Raw genomic sequence first — 18,320 nt, forward strand, 5'->3', positions numbered from 1 at the left:
ACACCACAAATAGTTTCACCAGATTTTACTTTTTTCTTAATGAAAACTAGTCAGATGAGTCCTATCTGACGAATATTTAACGAGATCGAAATTGTAACATTGTGTATAGTTACAACACTGATCGCTTGCATGTGCACACAAACAGCGGCAGCGATTTTGTCTTTTAAGGGAAGTAGTTTGCAAAATGCCGGAAATAAAACAGTTATTTGAAAACAATTCGAAATGGTCTCAAGAGATCAAATCTGATCGACCTGAATACTTCGCAAAACTCGCTGAGGGGCAAAAGCCTGATTTTCTTTGGATTGGCTGCTCTGATAGCCGCGTCCCTGCCGAGCGACTAACCGGACTATACTCAGGTGAACTCTTTGTTCATCGGAATGTTGCAAACCAAGTTATCCATACTGATCTCAACTGTCTATCCGTCGTCCAGTACGCCGTAGACGTTCTTAAGGTTAAACACATCATTGTCTGTGGACACTATGGATGTGGTGGCGTAAATGCAGCCATTGATAACCCTAAGCTAGGTCTTATTAATAATTGGCTGTTACATATCAGAGATATCTATTTCAAACACCGCACTTACCTAGATCAAATGCCGCAACAAGATCGAGCGGATAAACTAGGCGAGCTTAATGTTGCAGAGCAAGTGTACAACTTGGGTAACTCAACCATCCTGCAAAACGCTTGGGAGCGTGGACAAGATGTTGAAATTCATGGTGTGGTATACGGAATTGAAGATGGTCGCTTAGAGTACTTAGGCATTCGTTCTAACTCTAAGGAAACCGTAGAAGCGTCTTACCAGAAAGCTCTTTCGACGATTCTAAATACAGATAACAAGCTGCTTTGTCGCTAAGTCATATCTAAAAGTTGAACAAAAAACGCCCATCTTAGATGGGCGTTTTTTTTTATATTTTTAATGCTGCTCTCAATGATTATTCTTGAGGTACAACTTTACCGATGTATGGTAAGTGGCGGTATTTCTGCGCGTAATCAATACCCACACCAACGACAAACTCATCTGGGATTTCGAAACCAATCCAATCCACAGGAACATTCACTTCACGACGAGATGGTTTATCTAGGAGCGTACAAATCGCGATAGACTTCGGCTCACGTAGCGAAAGAATCTCACGGATTTTATTTAGTGTGTTACCAGTGTCGATGATGTCTTCAACAAGCAGAATGTCTTTACCTTTGATGTCATCATCCAAATCTTTCAAGATACGAACGTCACGTGAGCTTTCCATCGTATTGCCGTAGCTTGACGCAGTCATAAAATCAACCTGGTGAGTTAGTTCGATAGCACGTGCCAAGTCTGCCATAAATACAAATGAGCCACGCAATAAGCCTACCAACACAAGATCTTCACTACCTTGATAACGCTCTGTAATTTGTTTGCCTAATTCACGAACTCGCTCCTGAACTTCTTGCTCAGAAATCATGACTTCTATTGTATGTTTCATACTGTGCTCAATCTAAATTTGTGGGTTGAGGTAAGTCGCACGCAAACGATCACCTAATCTTACGGCGTGTAGTGTATCACCACGTTCATTGGGTTGAAAGTCACATCCTGTTGCCAAAAAATCTTGGAAGAAGGTCTTAGTTTTATAAAGTTCATAGCTAAATTTATCAATAATAATGACATTACTGTATATAAATTGTTCTACAGATGTTGACCTTGTGCATATGCACCATTACACTCATCACTGCTTTAAGCAACTATTAAAATAATCAATTAGGGGGTTACCCCCAATATCAACTCAAATGGCAAGGAAAATGGATATGGACTCAATTGCAAAGAGACCTAGAACTAGGCTTTCTCCAATTAAGCGTAAGCAACAGTTAATGGAAATCGCATTGGAAGTATTTGCGCACCGCGGCATCGGTCGTGGTGGTCACGCAGATATCGCAGAAATTGCTCAAGTTTCTGTGGCGACTGTTTTTAACTACTTCCCTACACGCGAAGACTTGGTGGATGAAGTTCTCAATCACGTCGTACGTCAGTTCTCAAACTTCCTATCGGATAACATAGACCTAGACTTACATGCACGTGAAAACATCGCCAATATTACTAATGCGATGATCGAGCTTGTCAGCCAAGACTGTCACTGGCTAAAAGTATGGTTCGAGTGGAGTGCTTCAACACGTGATGAAGTATGGCCATTGTTTGTTTCAACTAACCGTACTAACCAGTTGCTGGTACAAAACATGTTCATTAAAGCAATTGAACGCGGTGAGGTGTGTGACCAGCACGATTCAGAACACTTGGCAAACCTGTTCCACGGTATTTGTTACTCACTGTTTGTCCAAGCGAACCGCGCTAAAGGTGAAGCGGAGCTGAAACATCTAGTGAATTCATACTTAGATATGCTTTGCATTTACAACCGTGAACACTAAAGCTTAGCTCGTAATATATGTCAGCCCACCGTTTGGTGGGCTTTTTATTGTCTGCTAAGCACACATTTATATTCCTATATAACAAGCATAAAAAAACCGCTGCAATGCAGCGGCTTCTATCATTCAGTCAGAAAAAGCTTACTTCTTCTTAACTGCTTTTTTGTTTGGCAGGTCAGTGATTGAACCTTCAAATACTTCAGCAGCTAGACCTACAGACTCGTGTAGAGTTGGGTGAGCGTGGATAGTCAGAGCGATATCTTCTGCATCACAGCCCATCTCAATTGCAAGGCCGATTTCACCAAGTAGTTCACCACCGTTAGTACCAACGATAGCACCACCGATTACGCGGTGAGTTTCTTTGTCGAAGATTAGCTTAGTCATACCGTCTGCACAGTCAGATGCGATTGCACGACCTGATGCTGCCCATGGGAATGTTGCTACTTCGTACTTGATGCCTTCTTCTTTCGCTTCTTTTTCAGTCTTACCAACCCAAGCCACTTCTGGCTCAGTGTACGCAATTGAAGGGATAACTTTAGGGTCGAAGTAGTGCTTCTTACCAGAGATAACTTCAGCAGCTACGTGACCTTCATGCACACCTTTGTGAGCAAGCATTGGTTGACCAACGATATCACCGATCGCGAAGATGTGAGGAACGTTAGTACGCATTTGCTTATCAACGTTGATGAAGCCGCGCTCGTCAATTTCTAGACCCGCTTTTTCACCGTCGATTAGCTTACCATTTGGTACACGACCGATAGCAACTAGAACCGCATCGTAACGCTCAGCTTCAGCTGGCGCTTTCTTGCCTTCCATTGAAACGTAGATACCGTCTTCTTTTGCTTCAACTGCTGTTACTTTCGTTTCTAGCATTAGCTTGAACTTGTCTTTGATACGCTTAGTAAATACTTTCACGATATCTTTGTCTGCTGCAGGAATTACCTGGTCAAACATTTCAACAACTTCAACTTTAGAACCTAGAGAGTGGTAAACCGTACCCATTTCTAGACCGATGATACCACCGCCCATGATAAGCAGTTTTTCTGGCACTTCTTTTAGTTCAAGAGCGTCAGTAGAGTCCCAAATACGTGGGTCTTCATGCGGGATAAATGGCAGTTTGATTGGACGAGAACCAGCCGCAACGATTGCGTTGTCAAAGTTAACAACTGTTGGCTCACCTTCGCCTTCTACAAGGATAGAGTTAGGGCCAGTGAACTTACCGTAACCGTTAACTACTGTTACGTTACGCATCTTAGCCATACCGCTTAGGCCGCCAGTTAGTTGGTTAACAACTTTTTCTTTCCAGATGCGGATTTTGCTGATGTCTGTTTGAGGCTCACCGAACACAACGCCGTGGTCAGCCATCGCTTTCGCTTCTTCAATTACTTTAGAAACGTGAAGCAGTGCTTTAGATGGGATACAACCCACGTTCAGACATACACCGCCAAGCGTGCTGTAACGTTCAACTAGTACAGTTTCAAGACCTAAGTCCGCACAACGGAATGCAGCGGAGTAACCAGCAGGACCAGAACCAAGTACAACAACTTGGGCTTTAATTTCTTTGCTCATTTTGACCTCTTGTAGTCATTATCCCTAACAGGCTGAGTGGGTATCGATTTTTTATGTTTAAGAGAGATTTGTTTTAAACAGTTATTTTCAGACCGCTAACAGTTTACAGAGATGTTAATGGTGTGAAAAGTAAATCAATTTAGCCTGTGAGCTAGACAACAATTCGATTGTGAAAACCCTGAACGAAGCAAGGCTGATAACCAAATTGTCGGTAATTATGATTAGCAGAGGCGGCTAAGTTGCCGCCTCTCATTCATCTAATTTCTATTACAGAACTAGACGACGAATGTCAGATAGACATGAGTTTAGGTAAGTGATGAAGCGCGCACCTTCAGCACCATCGATCACACGGTGGTCGTATGATAGAGACAGTGGAAGTTGTAGACGCGGTTCGAACTCTTTACCGTTCCATACCGGTTTCATTTCTGACTTAGACACACCTAGGATACCAACTTCGGGTGCGTTTACGATTGGAGTAAACGCTGTACCGCCGATACCGCCTAGGCTAGAGATAGTGAAACAGCCACCTTGCATGTCAGCCGCAGTTAGCTTACCAGCACGTGCTTTCTTAGAAACCGCCATTAGCTCTTCAGATAGCTCGTAGATGCCTTTCTTGTTCACGTCTTTAAATACAGGAACAACTAGACCGTTTGGTGTATCTACCGCGATACCAACATTCACGTATTTCTTCAGAATTAGGCTCTCACCGTCTTCTGATAGAGAAGAGTTGAACGCTGGGAACGCTTCAAGCGCTTTAGCTACCGCTTTCATGATGAACACAAGTGGTGTGATCTTCATGCCAGTGTCTTTCTTCGCTTCAATCGCGTTTTGCTCTTTACGGAATGCTTCAAGAGCCGTGATGTCTGCGTTATCCCACTGTGTAACGTGCGGGATCATTACCCAGTTACGGTGTAGGTTTGCGCCAGAGATCTTCTTAATGCGAGATAGCGGTTGAACTTCTGTCTCACCAAACTTGCTGAAGTCCACTTTTGGCCATGGTAGTAGACCAAGAGCCGCGCCGTCGCCTTTGCCAGATGCTGCTGCACCTGCGCCAGACTCAAGACGCTTAAGTGCATCTTTCACGTAAGCTTGAACGTCTTCTTTTAGGATACGGCTCTTACGACCAGAACCTTTAACCTTAGAAAGATTAACGCCAAATTCACGCGCTAGACGACGAACAACTGGAGACGCGTGAGCGTACTCATCGTTTTCTTTGAAATCGCCAGTCGCTGCTGGAGCTGCTGCCGCTGGAGCTTCTGCTTTAGGAGCTGGAGCTGCAGGTGCTGCCGCTTGAGCTGGAGCTGCTGCAGGAGCAGGTGCTGCGCCCGCCACTTCGAATACCATGATTAGTGAGCCAGTAGACACTTTGTCGCCAGCTGCAATCTTGATTTCTTTAACTGTGCCAGCGAATGGTGCAGGAACTTCCATAGAAGCTTTGTCACCTTCAACAGTGATTAGAGATTGCTCTTCTTCCACTGTGTCGCCAACCGCAACCATGATCTCAGTAACTTCAACTTCGTCGCCGCCGATATCTGGAACGTTCACTTCTTTTGCCGCAGACGCTGCTGGAGCTGCTGCCGCAGGAGCTTCAGCTGCCGCTGGTGCTGCTGGAGCGCCTGAACCTGCTGTTTCGAATACCATGATAAGTGAGCCAGTCGATACTTTATCGCCTGCTGCAACTTTGATCTCTTTTAGAGTACCTGCGAATGGCGCTGGAACTTCCATAGAAGCTTTGTCGCCTTCAACAGTTAGAAGAGATTGCTCTTCTTCGATGCTGTCGCCAACGGCAACCATGATTTCGGTAACTTCTACTTCATCACCACCGATGTCTGGTACGTGAACTTCTTTTAGTTCTGCCGCTGCTGCTGGAGCTGGAGCTGCTGCTGGAGCTGCTTCTGCCGCAGGAGCAGGTGCAGCGTCAGCTGCACCCTCGGCTTCGAAAATCATGATTAGAGAACCAGTAGAAACCTTGTCGCCTTCTGCAACTTTGATTTCTTTAACGATACCCGCTTGAGAAGCAGGAACTTCCATAGAAGCTTTATCGCCTTCAACTGTGATCAGAGACTGCTCTTCTTCAACCTTGTCGCCAACGCTTACAAGAATCTCAGTAACTTCAACCTCATCCGCACCGATGTCTGGTACATTAATTTCGATTGCCATTTCTTATCTACCTTCTTAATTAAGCGTATAGCGGGTTTGTTTTCTCTGTGTCGATGTCGAATTTCTTAATTGCTTCTGCAACTACAGATTTATCAACTTCGCCACGTTTCGCTAGTTCAGTTAGCGCTGCTACTACTACGTAACCTGCGTTCACTTCGAAGTGACGACGTAGGTTTTCACGGCTGTCTGAACGACCGAAGCCATCAGTACCAAGAACTTTGAAAGACTCAGCAGGAATGTATGCACGAACCTGCTCTGCGTAGTTCTTCATGTAGTCAGTTGCTGCGATAGCAGGTTCAGTACCCATTACTGTTTGGATGTAAGGTACTTTCGCTTCCGCTTCTGGGTGAAGCATGTTGAAACGCTCTGCATCTTGGCCATCGCGAGTTAGTTCGTTGAATGACGTTACAGAGTAAACATCAGAAGCAACACCGTAATCTTCGCTTAGGATTTGAGCTGCTTTACGTACTTCATTCATGATAGTACCAGAGCTCATTAGCTGAACTTTCGCTTTGTCGCCCGTGTAAGTTTCTAGCTTGTAGATACCTTTACGGATGCCTTCTTCAGCGCCTTCTGGCATTGCTGGCATTGCGTAGTTTTCGTTCATTAGCGTTAGGTAGTAGAACACGTTTTCTTGTTCTGGACCGTACATGCGACGGATACCGTCTTGCATGATTACAGCTACTTCGTACGCGAACGTTGGGTCGTAAGAAATACAGTTAGGAACCGTACCCGCCAAAATGTGCGAGTGGCCGTCTTCGTGCTGTAGACCTTCACCGTTCAACGTTGTACGACCCGCAGTTGCACCTAGTAGGAAACCACGTGCTTGTTGGTCACCAGCCATCCACGCCATGTCGCCAACACGTTGGAAGCCGAACATTGAGTAGTAGATGTAGAACGGAATCATTGGTAGGTCGTTTGTCGAGTATGAAGTCGCAGCAGCAACCCATGAAGACATAGCACCTAGCTCGTTGATACCTTCTTGTAGAACCTGACCTGAAGTCGCTTCTTTGTAGTAAGAAACAACGCCACGGTCTTCTGGTGTGTATGTTTGGCCGTGCGGGTTGTAGATACCGATTTGACGGAACAGACCTTCCATACCGAATGTACGTGCTTCGTCAGCAATGATAGGAACGATGTTCTTACCAATGTTCTTGTTCTTAAGTAGAACGTTTAGTGCACGTACGAATGCCATAGTAGAAGAGATATCACGCTTCTGTTCTTCTAGTAGTGGCTTGAATTCTTCTAGCTCAGGAACGATGAATTCTTGAGTGAATTTTGGTAGACGCTGTGGCGTGTAGCCGTGTAGCGCTTTACGACGAGCGTGTAGGTATTCGTACTCTTTTGAACCTTCTTCAAGTTTCAGGTACGGAAGTTCTTTCACTGCTTCGTCAGTTAGGATGTCTTGAAGACCTAGACGATCACGTAGGTGTAGTACGTGAGTCATGTCCATCTTCTTAACTTGGTGCGCGATGTTCTTACCTTCAGCCGCTTCACCCATGCCGTAACCTTTAACAGTCTTAGCTAGGATTACTGTTGGACGACCTTTAGTTTCTGCCGCGTTTTTGTATGCCGCGTATAGCTTAGAAGACTCGTGACCACCACGCTTAAGTGCGAAGATTTCGTCATCAGTCATGTCAGCAACAAGTGCAGCTGTCTCTGGGTACTTACCAAAGAAGTGCTCACGTACGTACGCGCCATCTTTTGATTTGAATGTTTGGTAGTCGCCGTCGATCGTTTCATTCATAAGCTGTAGAAGCTTACCAGTCGTATCTTTAGCTAGTAGTGAATCCCAGTTGTTACCCCAGATTACTTTCACTACGTTCCAACCAGCACCTTTGAACAGACCTTCAAGTTCTTGAATGATCTTACCGTTACCCATTACAGGGCCATCTAGACGCTGTAGGTTACAGTTGATTAGGAAGCATAGGTTATCTAGTTTCTCACGCGCAGCAAAAGAGATAGCACCACGTGATTCTGGCTCATCCATCTCACCGTCACCTAGGAACGCGTAAACGCGCTGCTCTGAAGTATCTTTAAGACCACGGCCTTCTAGGTACTTAAGGAAACGAGCTTGGTAGATAGAAGCGATTGGACCTAGGCCCATCGATACTGTCGGGAACTGCCAGAATTCAGGCATCAGTTTAGGGTGCGGGTATGAAGGAATACCTTTGCCGTCTACTTCTTGACGGAAGTTGTCTAGCTGCTCTTCAGTTAGACGACCTTCAACGAATGCACGTGAGTAGATACCTGGTGAAATGTGACCTTGGTAGTAAACTAGGTCGCCACCATCCTTCTCGTTTGGTGCACGGAAGAAGTGGTTGAAACATGTCTCGTAGAACGCAGCAGAAGACTGGAAAGACGCCATGTGGCCGCCTAGCTCTAGGTCTTTCTTAGATGCACGTAGAACGATCATGATAGCGTTCCAACGAATAATTGAGCGAATACGACGCTCAAGTGTTGTGTCACCTGGGTATGCTGGTTCTTGGTCTGCAGGAATCGTGTTGATGTAGTTAGTTGTGATACCTGTTGGCATATCAACACCGTCTAGACGTGCTTTATCTAGAACTTGCTCTAATAGGAATTGAGCACGCTCTAGACCTTCTTCACGTACAACTGACTCAAGCGCTTGTAGCCATTCTTGAGTTTCCAGTGCATCTACGTCATGCTTCATATCAGACATGGCGATCTATCCTTCTGTTGGTTGGATCTACTTATTTAAGTAACGCTCTTACGAGTCATTACCCTGCTGAATTCGACGTAGAGAACGCTCTCGTCGAGACTCTTCTCGAGTCAAATCCAACAATGTTTCTTCGATGTAAGCCAAGTGCGAGTGGGACATTTCTCGCGCCTTTTCAGGCTGACCAGAAACAATCGCATCCACGATATTGGCTCGGTGTTTACTGACTTTCTCGACCGCTTCTGGGCGGCGACGTAGTAATTTAAAATTTTGTAGAATATTTTGCTCAAGCAAAGGTGCTAAGCTTCGAACAATGTGCAACAAAACCACGTTGTGCGCGGCTTCTGTCAAAGCGATCAAAAATTGCATCACTTCCGCAGATTCAGCTTCGATATCGTTGTTTGCTTGCTCTTGGCTAATGCGTTCAAGGCAACCTTGAATACGCGCAAAATCTTCTTCGGTACCACGTAAAGCTGCAAAGTAAGCTGAAATTCCTTCCATTGCATGACGAGACTCAAGCACATCAAGCTGGGTTTCAGAATGACTAGACAACAAATTCAACAAGGGATCTGAAAAGCTCTTCCAGATATTCTCACTTACGAATGTTCCGCCACCTTGGCGACGAGTCAACAAACGCTTCGCTTCCAAGCGTTGAATGGCTTCTCGGACTGAAGGACGAGACACATCGAACTGTTTTGCCAGTTCACGCTCTGGAGGCAGTTGTTGCCCCGGAGACAATGTTCCTTCCACTATCAACCTTTCTAACTCTTGTTCTATAACATCAGAGAGTTTTGGCTGACGAATCCTTTGATAAGCCATAATTTATTGTTCTTCTACTCTTGCAGGTAATTGGTAATACCAATTTTAAGTTGGTGCAGAAATTAACATAATTAAAACGCCACTGTCCAGCCGAAAATTGACCTAAATCATAGAACGAGCTTACTTCCAACACTCTGATAACAATCGACTGTTAAAACAGCAATAGAATTGGTATGACCAATTACATAAAGCATACAAATGGGAAGTCGACGTGCTAGCAGTTTTGGAAAAGAAATACAGAAAATGACAAAATTATCAGTCTATTTATTCACCAAAACGGCATATGCGAGCGTAAAAATGTAGTTAACTTTTAACAATCATTAATATTTCTGGTATCAAAAAAAGGCATACCTGATCGTATGCCTTATTTATTTCGCTTTTTTGAATTTACACTTTCGCTACAAATCAACGCTGTATAAGCAGTCTATATTTCACCCAATCAAAGCTTAGACCAGGATCGCTTTTTCTCAAGGGCGCAATATATTGATGACCGGTAATTCGTGGCGGGGTGATTTGAGGATAAGACTGCATAATCACCTCAGTGATCTCTGCAAGTGATTGATATTGCGCTTCTGTGTAGGCAGTAAATTCTGTCCCTTCAAGCTCGATACCAATGGAATAGTCATTACAACGCTCCCTGCCCGCGAAACTGGATTGACCGGCATGCCATGCTCTATCAAGAAAAGAAACAAATTGAACAACCTCGCCGTTTCTTTTAATCAAGCAATGTGCAGAAACGCCCATTTTGTGAATAACTTCAAAAAATGGATGTTCATTTGGGTCTAGCTTGCCAGTGAAGAAGTCCTCTATATATGGTCCACCAAACTGCCCAGGAGGCAAACTGATGTTGTGTACCACCAGCAGAGAGATGTCGTTTATATCAGAGCGGGCATCAAAAAATGGTGACGGAACATGCTTTGCCTGTGTCAGCCAGCCATTCTCGATAATTGGGCGCATATCAACCTCTCTACTTTGCAAATTAACTGCTGAAATTATTGACACCGGAGAGTATCATTCGTTGCCATCTCCCTTTCAAGACAAGATTTGCGATGAAGAACACACACAACATTCAAGAACGCCTAGAATACCTTAAACAACAACTCCCTTTAGAGATCACTCGCTCTGTCGCTGATACCTTAAAAGAAGATCTAGGTGGCAGTGTCGACGCAGATAACGACATTACTGCATCTTTGATCCCTGCCGATGCGGTTAATGCCGCAACGATTATTACTCGTGAGCATGGTGTGTTCTGTGGTCAAGCATGGGCTGATGAAGTTTTTAAACAGCTCGGTGGCAAGGTCAGCATTGAATGGCACGTAAAGGACGGAGATAAAGTCGAACCTAACCAAACCCTTTGCACGCTGACAGGCCCTGCTCGTGACTTGTTAACTGGTGAGCGTAACGCAATGAATTTCATCCAAACGTTGTCTGGCTGCGCAACAGTTACCGCAGAGTACGCTGAAAAAATCGCGCATACTGAGTGTCGTCTACTAGACACACGCAAAACCATTCCTGGTCTGCGTAGCGCACTAAAATACGCCGTGACGTGTGGTGGTGGCTTTAACCATCGCATCGGCGTGTTCGACGCTTACCTCATTAAAGAAAACCACATTATTGCTTGTGGTGGCATCACTCAAGCCATCCAAAAAGCGAAAGAGCTTAACCCAGGCAAACCAGTAGAAGTAGAAACGGAAAGCTTAGAAGAGTTGAAACAAGCGATAGAGGCTGGTGCCGACATCATCATGCTCGATAACTTCACAAAAGAAATGATGCGTGAAGCCGTAGCGATTAACGCAGGTCGTGCCGCTTTAGAAAACTCCGGCAACATTACGCTAGAGACCATCGCAGAATACGCAGAAACCGGTGTCGATTACATTTCGGTAGGCGCGTTGACTAAGCATTTAAAAGCGATGGATCTTTCGATGCGCTTCAAATAATAAAAGCAACACAATCTCAATTACTTCAACTAACTCAGTGAGTTGTGAGTAACTCATCATTTAAAAGGGCCAATTGGCCCTTTCTTTTTATCCACTAAAAAATAGTACTACTCGCAAAACTCTGCATGCGATATGCAACTTTTCACCAAAGAGTTTTATCTCACTCGAGAGCCCATCCCTTCCCCATTTTCAACCCACCTTAACTCTCCATAATCTTTCGCCAATGCAAGAGCATTATTAATTTTTAAGAAAGGGTTAAAAATGAAAAACAGTAAACATAAAGAACAACAGGGTTTTACTCTGATTGAATTAATGATTGTGGTGGCCGTTATTGGTGTTTTAGCAGCGATTGCTATCCCTCAATACCAAAACTATGTGGCCAAGTCAGAGTTGGGGGCTGGACTAGCAACAATAACCTCAGTACGAACTAATGTTGAAGATTACATTGTTACAAATGGTAGTTTTCCTGATGGTACAACTGCTGGCCAGCTAACAACTGACTTAGGAGTGATTCAGCCAAACAATGGTGCAATAACTTTTGATGACGCCAATAGCAACATCCTGTTAACTTTTGCCGGTTCTGGAAATAGCCCTGACGTAAATAATGCAAAAATAGCACTAAACAGAGCGGCTGGTGGTACATGGACATGTAAAGCCACCCTAGATGCTAAACTACTTCCAAAATCATGTTCTAAGGATGCTAATTTATAGAATATGTTAACCAACCTATCCACGGCTCTTCGCCAAAAAGGGTTACTGACGTTTTCCCAAGAAGAATCGTTAATAGAGCAAGTCAAAGCTTCTGGCATTTCGATGCCGGAAGCTTTACTCAGTTCTGGATTCTTCACGTCAAGCGAACTCGCTGAGCACTTAAGTTCTCTCTTTGGTTTAAATCAGCCCGAGTTATCTCAGTACGAGTATGCTTCGCTTTGTCAGCAACTTGGCCTTAGGGAATTAATCACACGGCATAACGCACTCCCACTCCAGCGTACGTCTTCAACGTTATTACTCGCCGTTGCCGACCCCACCAACCAACAAGCAGAAGATGATTTTCGCTTTGCCACTGGTTTACAGGTTGAATTGGTCTTGGGGGATTTTAGTCAACTCAGCGCGGCAATTCGACGCTTGTATGGTCGTTCATTGAGTCATGAGAAGTCCGGGTTAAAAGAGATCAACCAAGAAGAGTTAGCCAATCTGGTTGACGTGGGCGCAGATGAAATCGACAACATTGAAGACTTGAGCCAAGATGAGTCTCCTGTTAGCCGTTACATCAACCAAATTCTATTGGACGCTGTGCGCAAAGGCGCATCCGATATCCACTTTGAGCCTTATGAAAAGATGTACCGCGTGCGCCTACGCTGTGATGGCATCTTAATTGAAACACAGCAGCCACCAAGCCACTTAAGTCGCCGCTTATCCGCTCGTATCAAAATCCTCTCTAAGCTTGATATTGCAGAGCGACGTTTACCACAAGATGGGCGTATTAAGCTCAAGTTGAATCAAGACACCGCAATTGATATGCGTGTATCCACGCTGCCTACTCTATTTGGAGAGAAAATTGTACTACGACTGCTCGACAGCAGCTCTGCGTCATTGGATATCGACAAGCTTGGTTATAGCGAACAACAAAAACAATTGTACTTGGATGCGCTGCGTCGCCCACAAGGCATGATTCTGATGACAGGCCCAACAGGGAGCGGTAAAACCGTTTCTCTATACACTGGGCTAAGTATCCTCAATAAGCCAGAAATCAATATTTCCACGGCAGAAGACCCAGTAGAAATTAACTTATCGGGCATTAACCAAGTTCAGGTTCAGCCTAAGATTGGTTTTGGTTTTGCCGAAGCCCTGCGCTCTTTCTTACGTCAAGACCCGGATGTGGTAATGGTCGGTGAGATTCGTGACTTAGACACCGCCGAAATCGCTATAAAAGCATCGCAAACCGGTCACTTAGTACTTTCAACCTTACATACCAATTCTGCTGCTGAAACGGTTATTCGTTTATCAAACATGGGCGTAGAAAGCTTTAACTTGGCCTCATCTCTTAGTTTGATTATTGCCCAGCGCTTGGCCCGTAAACTGTGCTCGCACTGTAAACAATCACAAGAGCTTACCGTTCAGCTACAACACCTTGGAATTCAAGCAAGCGACAACATTTTTAAAGCCAATCCCGATGGATGTAATGAGTGTACCCATGGTTATTCCGGCCGAACGGGGATTTATGAAGTGATGCGCTTTGATGAATTTCTTTCCGAAGCGCTTATTAAAGGCGCCTCGGTACATGAACTAGAAAAACTCGCCATCGCAAATGGTATGAGCACGTTACAAATGTCGGGCATAGAAAAACTCAAACAAGGGATCACAAGTTTTAGTGAACTACAGCGCGTACTTTATTTTTAATCCTTTAATCAGCAGTCACATCCATGAAAAGCACTACACCACAACTTAAAAACTTCCGCTGGAAAGGCATCAACAGTTCAGGCAAAAAGACGTCTGGACAAACCCTCGCGATGACGGAAATTGAAGTACGCGAGCGTCTAGACGCACAGCACATCAAGATCAAGAAGTTAAAGAAAAGCAGTATCTCGTTTCTCACTAAACTCAGCCATCGCGTGAAAGGCAGAGACATCACGGTGTTTACCCGTCAGATTTCGACGATGTTGATAACCGGTGTACCCTTAGTTCAAGCTTTAAAATTGGTCTCAGAAAATCACAAAAAAGCAGAGATGAAATCCATTTTGATGAGCGTGACACGCGCCGTTGAAGCGGGGACGCCCATGTCAAAAGCCATGCGCACTGCAAGTGAACACTTTGACCCACTCTATACCGATCTTATCGCCACAGGTGAGCAATCCGGTAACTTAGCAGAAGTGTTCGAGCGCTTAGCCACCTACCGAGAAAAAAATGAACAACTCCGTGCGAAAGTGATCAAAGCACTGATTTACCCAGCTATGGTAGTGCTAGTCGCGTTAGGTGTGTCGTTTATCATGCTCACCAAAGTCATTCCCGAGTTTGAAAAAATGTTTGTTGGTTTTGGTGCTGATTTACCTTGGTTTACCAGGCAAGTATTAGATCTTTCCGTCTGGACACAAAACTGGAGTCCGTTTATCGCACTAGGCTCCATGAGTTTATTCATCTCGGCGAGAATCCTCTCTAAACGTTCAGATTCTTTTCGCTTAATGCTCAACCGCTCTGTGCTTAAATTTCCTGTTCTGGGCCCTGTATTATCAAAAGCCGCTATCGCCAAATTTAGTCGAACACTCGCCACAAGCTTTACAGCGGGTATTCCAATTCTAACCAGTTTAAAAACCACATCAAAAACCTCAGGAAACTTACATTATCAGCTCGCCATAGAAGAAGTGTACCGTGATACCGCCGCAGGTATGCCAATGTATGTAGCCATGCGCAACTGTAATGTGTTCCCTGAATTGGTGTTACAAATGGTTATGATTGGTGAAGAGTCTGGTCGACTTGACGATATGCTCAATAAAGTTGCAACAATCTACGAGTTTGAAGTCGACAACACCGTCGACAACCTTAGTAAAATTCTAGAGCCACTAATTATCGTATTTTTAGGTATCGTTGTTGGCGGATTAGTGACAGCAATGTACTTGCCAATCTTTAACTTAATGAGTGTATTGGGCTAGAATGAGCTGTTAATTCCTTTAAAACAGCATCTTGCTGATTTCACTCATCGCTCAAGAGACAAATATGGAAGTATTCCAGTACTACCCTTGGCTATTCGTTGTGTTTGCCACCATCTTCGGTCTGATCGTGGGTAGCTTCCTCAATGTGGTTATTTATCGACTACCTAAAATCATGGAACTAGAATGGCGACGCGAATGTGCAGAGTCATTTCCTGAATACAAAATAGAACCTCCTAAAGAAGTGCTGACCTTGAGCGTCCCACGCTCCTCCTGTCAGAAGTGCGCAACGCCGATACGTATTCGAGACAACATCCCTGTGATTAGCTGGCTGCTTTTAAAAGGCAAATGCCACAACTGTCAGACAGCCATTAGCGCACGCTATCCACTGATTGAACTGCTCACTGCGTTCTGCTCAGGCTTTGTCGCTTACCACTTTGGTTTTAGTTACTTTACCGTTGCCCTACTCTTTTTCACTTTTATCTTAATCGCCGCAACATTTATCGATCTCGATACTATGTTGTTACCTGACCAATTAACATTACCATTAACTTGGGCTGGCATTGCCTTAGCATTAGTCGAAATAAGTCCTGTTACTCTACAAGATTCTGTCATTGGTGCTATTGCTGGTTACCTATGTCTCTGGTCCGTTTACTGGGGCTTTAAGCTACTTACTGGTAAAGAAGGAATGGGATATGGTGATTTTAAACTACTAGCAGCACTAGGGGCTTGGCTGGGCTGGCAGTCACTGCCGATGATCATTCTACTTTCTTCTGTGGTTGGCATCGCATTTGGCATCATTCAACTACGCTTGCAAAAACAGGGAATTGAAAAAGCTTTTCCTTTCGGTCCTTACTTAGCAATTGCTGGTTGGATAAGCTTAATTTGGGGCGACCAGATTTTAAACTGGTACTTTACTTCAGTTCTAGGAGTGTAAATGGCTTTGGTTATTGGTTTAACAGGTGGTATCGCTAGTGGAAAAACAACCGTCGCGAATCTGTTCAAACAACAATTTAAAATCGATATCGTCGATGCCGACATTGTAGCAAGAGAAGTTGTCGAGCCAGGTACTCCCGGCCTAAACGCGATTATTGAACACTTTGGTCACGATATCGTTCGTGAAGACCAAACTTTAGATCGCGCAAAGCTGAGAGAAAAAATCTTTTCGAATTCAGATGAAAAAGCATGGCTCAACGCACTGTTGCACCCGATAATTCGTGAAAAGATGATCGAAGATTTGCAGCAAGTCACTTCAGAGTATGCGTTACTTGTGGTGCCGTTGCTCGTAGAAAACAAGCTAGATAGTTTGTGTGATCGCGTTCTTGTCGTCGATGTAGAACCGAATACACAGATATCTCGCACGATGAAACGAGACAATGTGAGTGAAGATCAAGTTCGCGCCATCCTTGCCTCTCAAGCATCAAAAGAGCAAAGGCTCGCGCTTGCAGACGATGTGGTTAAGAATAATCCAAGTGACCCTGATCTTTTGCTTCAAATCACAGATTTGCACGAAAAGTACCTAGCCATGTGTAAGAAAAATCTGCGAAAATAGGAACGAAACTCACAAAGGCTTATGTCGATGACCACGCACAAATTTGAACATCCGTTAAATGAGAAAACTCGTATTTATCTAAGAGTGGAGTCTCTGCTGCGTCAGGCTCACTTGGCCTCTGGGTTTAGCGAAAATCATCAGTATCAACTGTTTTTCCGTGCGTTATTCGATATGGTTGAGATCTTCGAACAAATCCAACTGAAAAGTGAACTGGCTAAAGATCTTGAGAAGCAGCGGCTGTCGTACCGCCATTGGCTCAATGTTGATGGTGTCGATCAAGACGCATTAAATACCCTACTAAAAGAGATAGATGTCGTTCATAGCCAACTAATGGGTGCTGAACGTTTTGGCCAAGCATTAAAAGAAGATCGCTTCCTAAGCTCTATCCGTCAACGCTTTAATCTACCGGGTGGTTCATGCTGTTTTGATCTGCCAGCATTACACTACTGGCTTCATCTACCTATTGAACGTAAAAAGCGTGATGCACAACAGTGGCAAGCAAGCTTAAAGCCCTTATCTGATGCGCTTTCGTTATGGTTAAAGCTCACTAGAGAGACCGGACATTTCAAAGCTCAAATCGGTCGTGCAGGTTTCTTCCAAAGTGACGCTGATGAAGCCAACATTCTAAGACTTCACATCCCAATGGAATATGGCGTGTATCCTATGATTTCAGGCCATAAAAACCGCTTTGCGATCAAGTTCATGTCGTTTGAAAACGGTCAAGCGTGCACACAAGATATTGAATTTGAACTTGCTGTGTGCAGCTAAGACGACACTACGCCTCGCCTCCATAATCTAAAATTCAACGCTTTATTGCGCTTATATTTGATAAAATTTCGTAGCAGCAATAGCGCGTTGAATAAGCCATCTTTAATTCGTTTAGGTATACTACCCTTTAACACCAATTAGTAATGGGACGCTCAACTATGTCTAAAGTTACCATCGTTCAATGTCCACAATGTGGCGCCGACGTAGAATGGGGAGAACAAAGTCCTCATCGCCCTTTCTGCAGTAAACAATGCCAAATGATTGATTTTGGTGAATGGGCAGATGAAGAAAACACCATCCCAGGCGCACCCGATATGTCCGATAGTGATGGCTGGTCTGAAGACCAGTATTAAATTGAGACCTAGGGTAAAGGAATACCCTAGGTTCCTTCTTGGGGAATCTGAATCACGCTCCTTCGTCGCTGTCCAGAATGACGAATTTGAACCTCAGTGCTATATAATCTTTGACCATCATTTTCCGTCATTCCGAGGAGCCATAGCGACATCAGGAATCTACTCACAGTAAGGATGAAGCTAACAACTTAAACACTTGCATGCTCGACTAGTAGATTCTGAATCACGCTCCTTCGTCGCTGTCCAGAATGACGAATTTTAACCACGGTACTCTATAATCTTTGACCATCATTTCCTGTCATTCCGAGGAGCCATAGCGGCATCAGGAATCTACTCATAGCAAGGATGAAGCTAACAACGTAAACAATTGCATGCTCGACTAGTAGATTCTGAATCACGCTCCTTCGTCGCTGTCCAGAATGACGAATTTTAACCACGGTACTC

General features: G+C 44.3%; 16 protein-coding genes. 10 read left to right on the top strand and 6 right to left on the bottom strand.

What is annotated here, in order from left to right:
* Positions 1 to 184: 184 nt before the first annotated feature.
* Positions 185 to 853, top strand: coding sequence for a carbonate dehydratase (gene can / locus R7P35_RS08665; RefSeq protein WP_005379996.1), 669 nt, complete (start codon positions 185 to 187; stop codon positions 851 to 853).
* Between the two features lie 79 nt (positions 854 to 932).
* On the opposite strand, the gene hpt is transcribed toward can, so the two are convergent.
* The gene (gene hpt / locus R7P35_RS08670) at positions 933 to 1,463 is read right to left on the bottom strand and encodes a hypoxanthine phosphoribosyltransferase (protein ID WP_005379995.1); all 531 of its coding nucleotides are present in this window, start codon (positions 1,461 to 1,463) and stop codon (positions 933 to 935) included.
* Positions 1,464 to 1,782: 319 nt separating this feature from the next.
* On the opposite strand from hpt, the gene opaR reads away from it, so the two are divergent.
* Positions 1,783 to 2,397: a transcriptional regulator OpaR gene (gene opaR / locus R7P35_RS08675; RefSeq protein WP_318091993.1), complete on the top strand. Its 615-nt coding sequence runs from the start codon at positions 1,783 to 1,785 to the stop codon at positions 2,395 to 2,397.
* Positions 2,398 to 2,535: 138 nt separating this feature from the next.
* Here opaR and lpdA read toward each other — a convergent pair whose 3' ends face one another.
* From lpdA to ampD, 5 genes are all read right to left on the bottom strand, one after another.
* The gene (gene lpdA, locus R7P35_RS08680) at positions 2,536 to 3,963 is read right to left on the bottom strand and encodes a dihydrolipoyl dehydrogenase (RefSeq protein WP_005379993.1); all 1,428 of its coding nucleotides are present in this window, start codon (positions 3,961 to 3,963) and stop codon (positions 2,536 to 2,538) included.
* Between the two features lie 267 nt (positions 3,964 to 4,230).
* Positions 4,231 to 6,123: a pyruvate dehydrogenase complex dihydrolipoyllysine-residue acetyltransferase gene (gene aceF, locus R7P35_RS08685; RefSeq protein ID WP_005396678.1), complete on the bottom strand. Its 1,893-nt coding sequence runs from the start codon at positions 6,121 to 6,123 to the stop codon at positions 4,231 to 4,233.
* Between the two features lie 19 nt (positions 6,124 to 6,142).
* Complete coding sequence (gene aceE, locus R7P35_RS08690) at positions 6,143 to 8,806, bottom strand: pyruvate dehydrogenase (acetyl-transferring), homodimeric type (RefSeq protein ID WP_005379990.1); 2,664 nt, start codon at positions 8,804 to 8,806, stop codon at positions 6,143 to 6,145.
* Between the two features lie 48 nt (positions 8,807 to 8,854).
* A complete protein-coding gene (pdhR, locus tag R7P35_RS08695; protein ID WP_005379989.1) occupies positions 8,855 to 9,622 on the bottom strand; it encodes a pyruvate dehydrogenase complex transcriptional repressor PdhR in 768 nt (255 codons plus the stop codon).
* Between the two features lie 405 nt (positions 9,623 to 10,027).
* A complete protein-coding gene (gene ampD, locus R7P35_RS08700) occupies positions 10,028 to 10,579 on the bottom strand; it encodes a 1,6-anhydro-N-acetylmuramyl-L-alanine amidase AmpD (protein WP_042521337.1) in 552 nt (183 codons plus the stop codon).
* 92 nt (positions 10,580 to 10,671) lie between these two features.
* Between ampD and nadC the strand changes: the two genes are divergently transcribed.
* The 8 genes from nadC (at position 10,672) to yacG (ending at position 17,876) form a co-directional block, all read left to right on the top strand.
* On the top strand, positions 10,672 to 11,559 hold the full coding sequence (nadC, locus tag R7P35_RS08705; protein ID WP_005386616.1) for a carboxylating nicotinate-nucleotide diphosphorylase: 888 nt from the start codon (positions 10,672 to 10,674) through the stop codon (positions 11,557 to 11,559).
* A gap of 261 nt (positions 11,560 to 11,820) precedes the next feature.
* The gene (locus R7P35_RS08710; protein WP_054574816.1) at positions 11,821 to 12,270 is read left to right on the top strand and encodes a pilin; all 450 of its coding nucleotides are present in this window, start codon (positions 11,821 to 11,823) and stop codon (positions 12,268 to 12,270) included.
* A 3-nt stretch (positions 12,271 to 12,273) separates the two neighbouring features.
* Positions 12,274 to 13,959, top strand: a complete 1,686-nt coding sequence (pilB, locus tag R7P35_RS08715) for a type IV-A pilus assembly ATPase PilB (protein WP_136976641.1) — start codon at positions 12,274 to 12,276, stop codon at positions 13,957 to 13,959.
* Positions 13,960 to 13,982: 23 nt separating this feature from the next.
* The gene (locus R7P35_RS08720) at positions 13,983 to 15,206 is read left to right on the top strand and encodes a type II secretion system F family protein (protein WP_005385411.1); all 1,224 of its coding nucleotides are present in this window, start codon (positions 13,983 to 13,985) and stop codon (positions 15,204 to 15,206) included.
* A 64-nt stretch (positions 15,207 to 15,270) separates the two neighbouring features.
* Complete coding sequence (locus tag R7P35_RS08725; protein WP_136976640.1) at positions 15,271 to 16,140, top strand: prepilin peptidase; 870 nt, start codon at positions 15,271 to 15,273, stop codon at positions 16,138 to 16,140.
* A complete protein-coding gene (coaE, locus tag R7P35_RS08730; protein WP_213904896.1) occupies positions 16,141 to 16,755 on the top strand; it encodes a dephospho-CoA kinase in 615 nt (204 codons plus the stop codon).
* A 27-nt stretch (positions 16,756 to 16,782) separates the two neighbouring features.
* Complete coding sequence (gene zapD, locus R7P35_RS08735) at positions 16,783 to 17,523, top strand: cell division protein ZapD (protein ID WP_136976639.1); 741 nt, start codon at positions 16,783 to 16,785, stop codon at positions 17,521 to 17,523.
* 158 nt (positions 17,524 to 17,681) lie between these two features.
* A complete protein-coding gene (gene yacG / locus R7P35_RS08740; protein ID WP_017635922.1) occupies positions 17,682 to 17,876 on the top strand; it encodes a DNA gyrase inhibitor YacG in 195 nt (64 codons plus the stop codon).
* The last annotated feature ends 444 nt before the right edge of the window (positions 17,877 to 18,320 follow it).

It is taken from the genome of Vibrio sp. Vb0304 (genome assembly GCF_033338995.1).
GTDB classification, from domain to species: Bacteria; Pseudomonadota; Gammaproteobacteria; order Enterobacterales; family Vibrionaceae; genus Vibrio; species Vibrio alginolyticus.

Bases quoted from the DNA above. Each gene is read 5' to 3' on its own strand.
- can (WP_005379996.1), top strand. From the start codon at position 185: ATGCCGGAAATAAAACAGTTATTTGAAAACAATTCGAAATGGTCTCAA.
- hpt (WP_005379995.1), bottom strand. From the start codon at position 1,463: ATGAAACATACAATAGAAGTCATGATTTCTGAGCAAGAAGTTCAGGAG.
- opaR (WP_318091993.1), top strand. From the start codon at position 1,783: ATGGACTCAATTGCAAAGAGACCTAGAACTAGGCTTTCTCCAATTAAG.
- lpdA (WP_005379993.1), bottom strand. From the start codon at position 3,963: ATGAGCAAAGAAATTAAAGCCCAAGTTGTTGTACTTGGTTCTGGTCCT.
- aceF (WP_005396678.1), bottom strand. From the start codon at position 6,123: ATGGCAATCGAAATTAATGTACCAGACATCGGTGCGGATGAGGTTGAA.
- aceE (WP_005379990.1), bottom strand. From the start codon at position 8,806: ATGTCTGATATGAAGCATGACGTAGATGCACTGGAAACTCAAGAATGG.
- pdhR (WP_005379989.1), bottom strand. From the start codon at position 9,622: ATGGCTTATCAAAGGATTCGTCAGCCAAAACTCTCTGATGTTATAGAA.
- ampD (WP_042521337.1), bottom strand. From the start codon at position 10,579: ATGCGCCCAATTATCGAGAATGGCTGGCTGACACAGGCAAAGCATGTT.
- nadC (WP_005386616.1), top strand. From the start codon at position 10,672: ATGAAGAACACACACAACATTCAAGAACGCCTAGAATACCTTAAACAA.
- R7P35_RS08710 (WP_054574816.1), top strand. From the start codon at position 11,821: ATGAAAAACAGTAAACATAAAGAACAACAGGGTTTTACTCTGATTGAA.
- pilB (WP_136976641.1), top strand. From the start codon at position 12,274: ATGTTAACCAACCTATCCACGGCTCTTCGCCAAAAAGGGTTACTGACG.
- R7P35_RS08720 (WP_005385411.1), top strand. From the start codon at position 13,983: ATGAAAAGCACTACACCACAACTTAAAAACTTCCGCTGGAAAGGCATC.
- R7P35_RS08725 (WP_136976640.1), top strand. From the start codon at position 15,271: ATGGAAGTATTCCAGTACTACCCTTGGCTATTCGTTGTGTTTGCCACC.
- coaE (WP_213904896.1), top strand. From the start codon at position 16,141: ATGGCTTTGGTTATTGGTTTAACAGGTGGTATCGCTAGTGGAAAAACA.
- zapD (WP_136976639.1), top strand. From the start codon at position 16,783: ATGACCACGCACAAATTTGAACATCCGTTAAATGAGAAAACTCGTATT.
- yacG (WP_017635922.1), top strand. From the start codon at position 17,682: ATGTCTAAAGTTACCATCGTTCAATGTCCACAATGTGGCGCCGACGTA.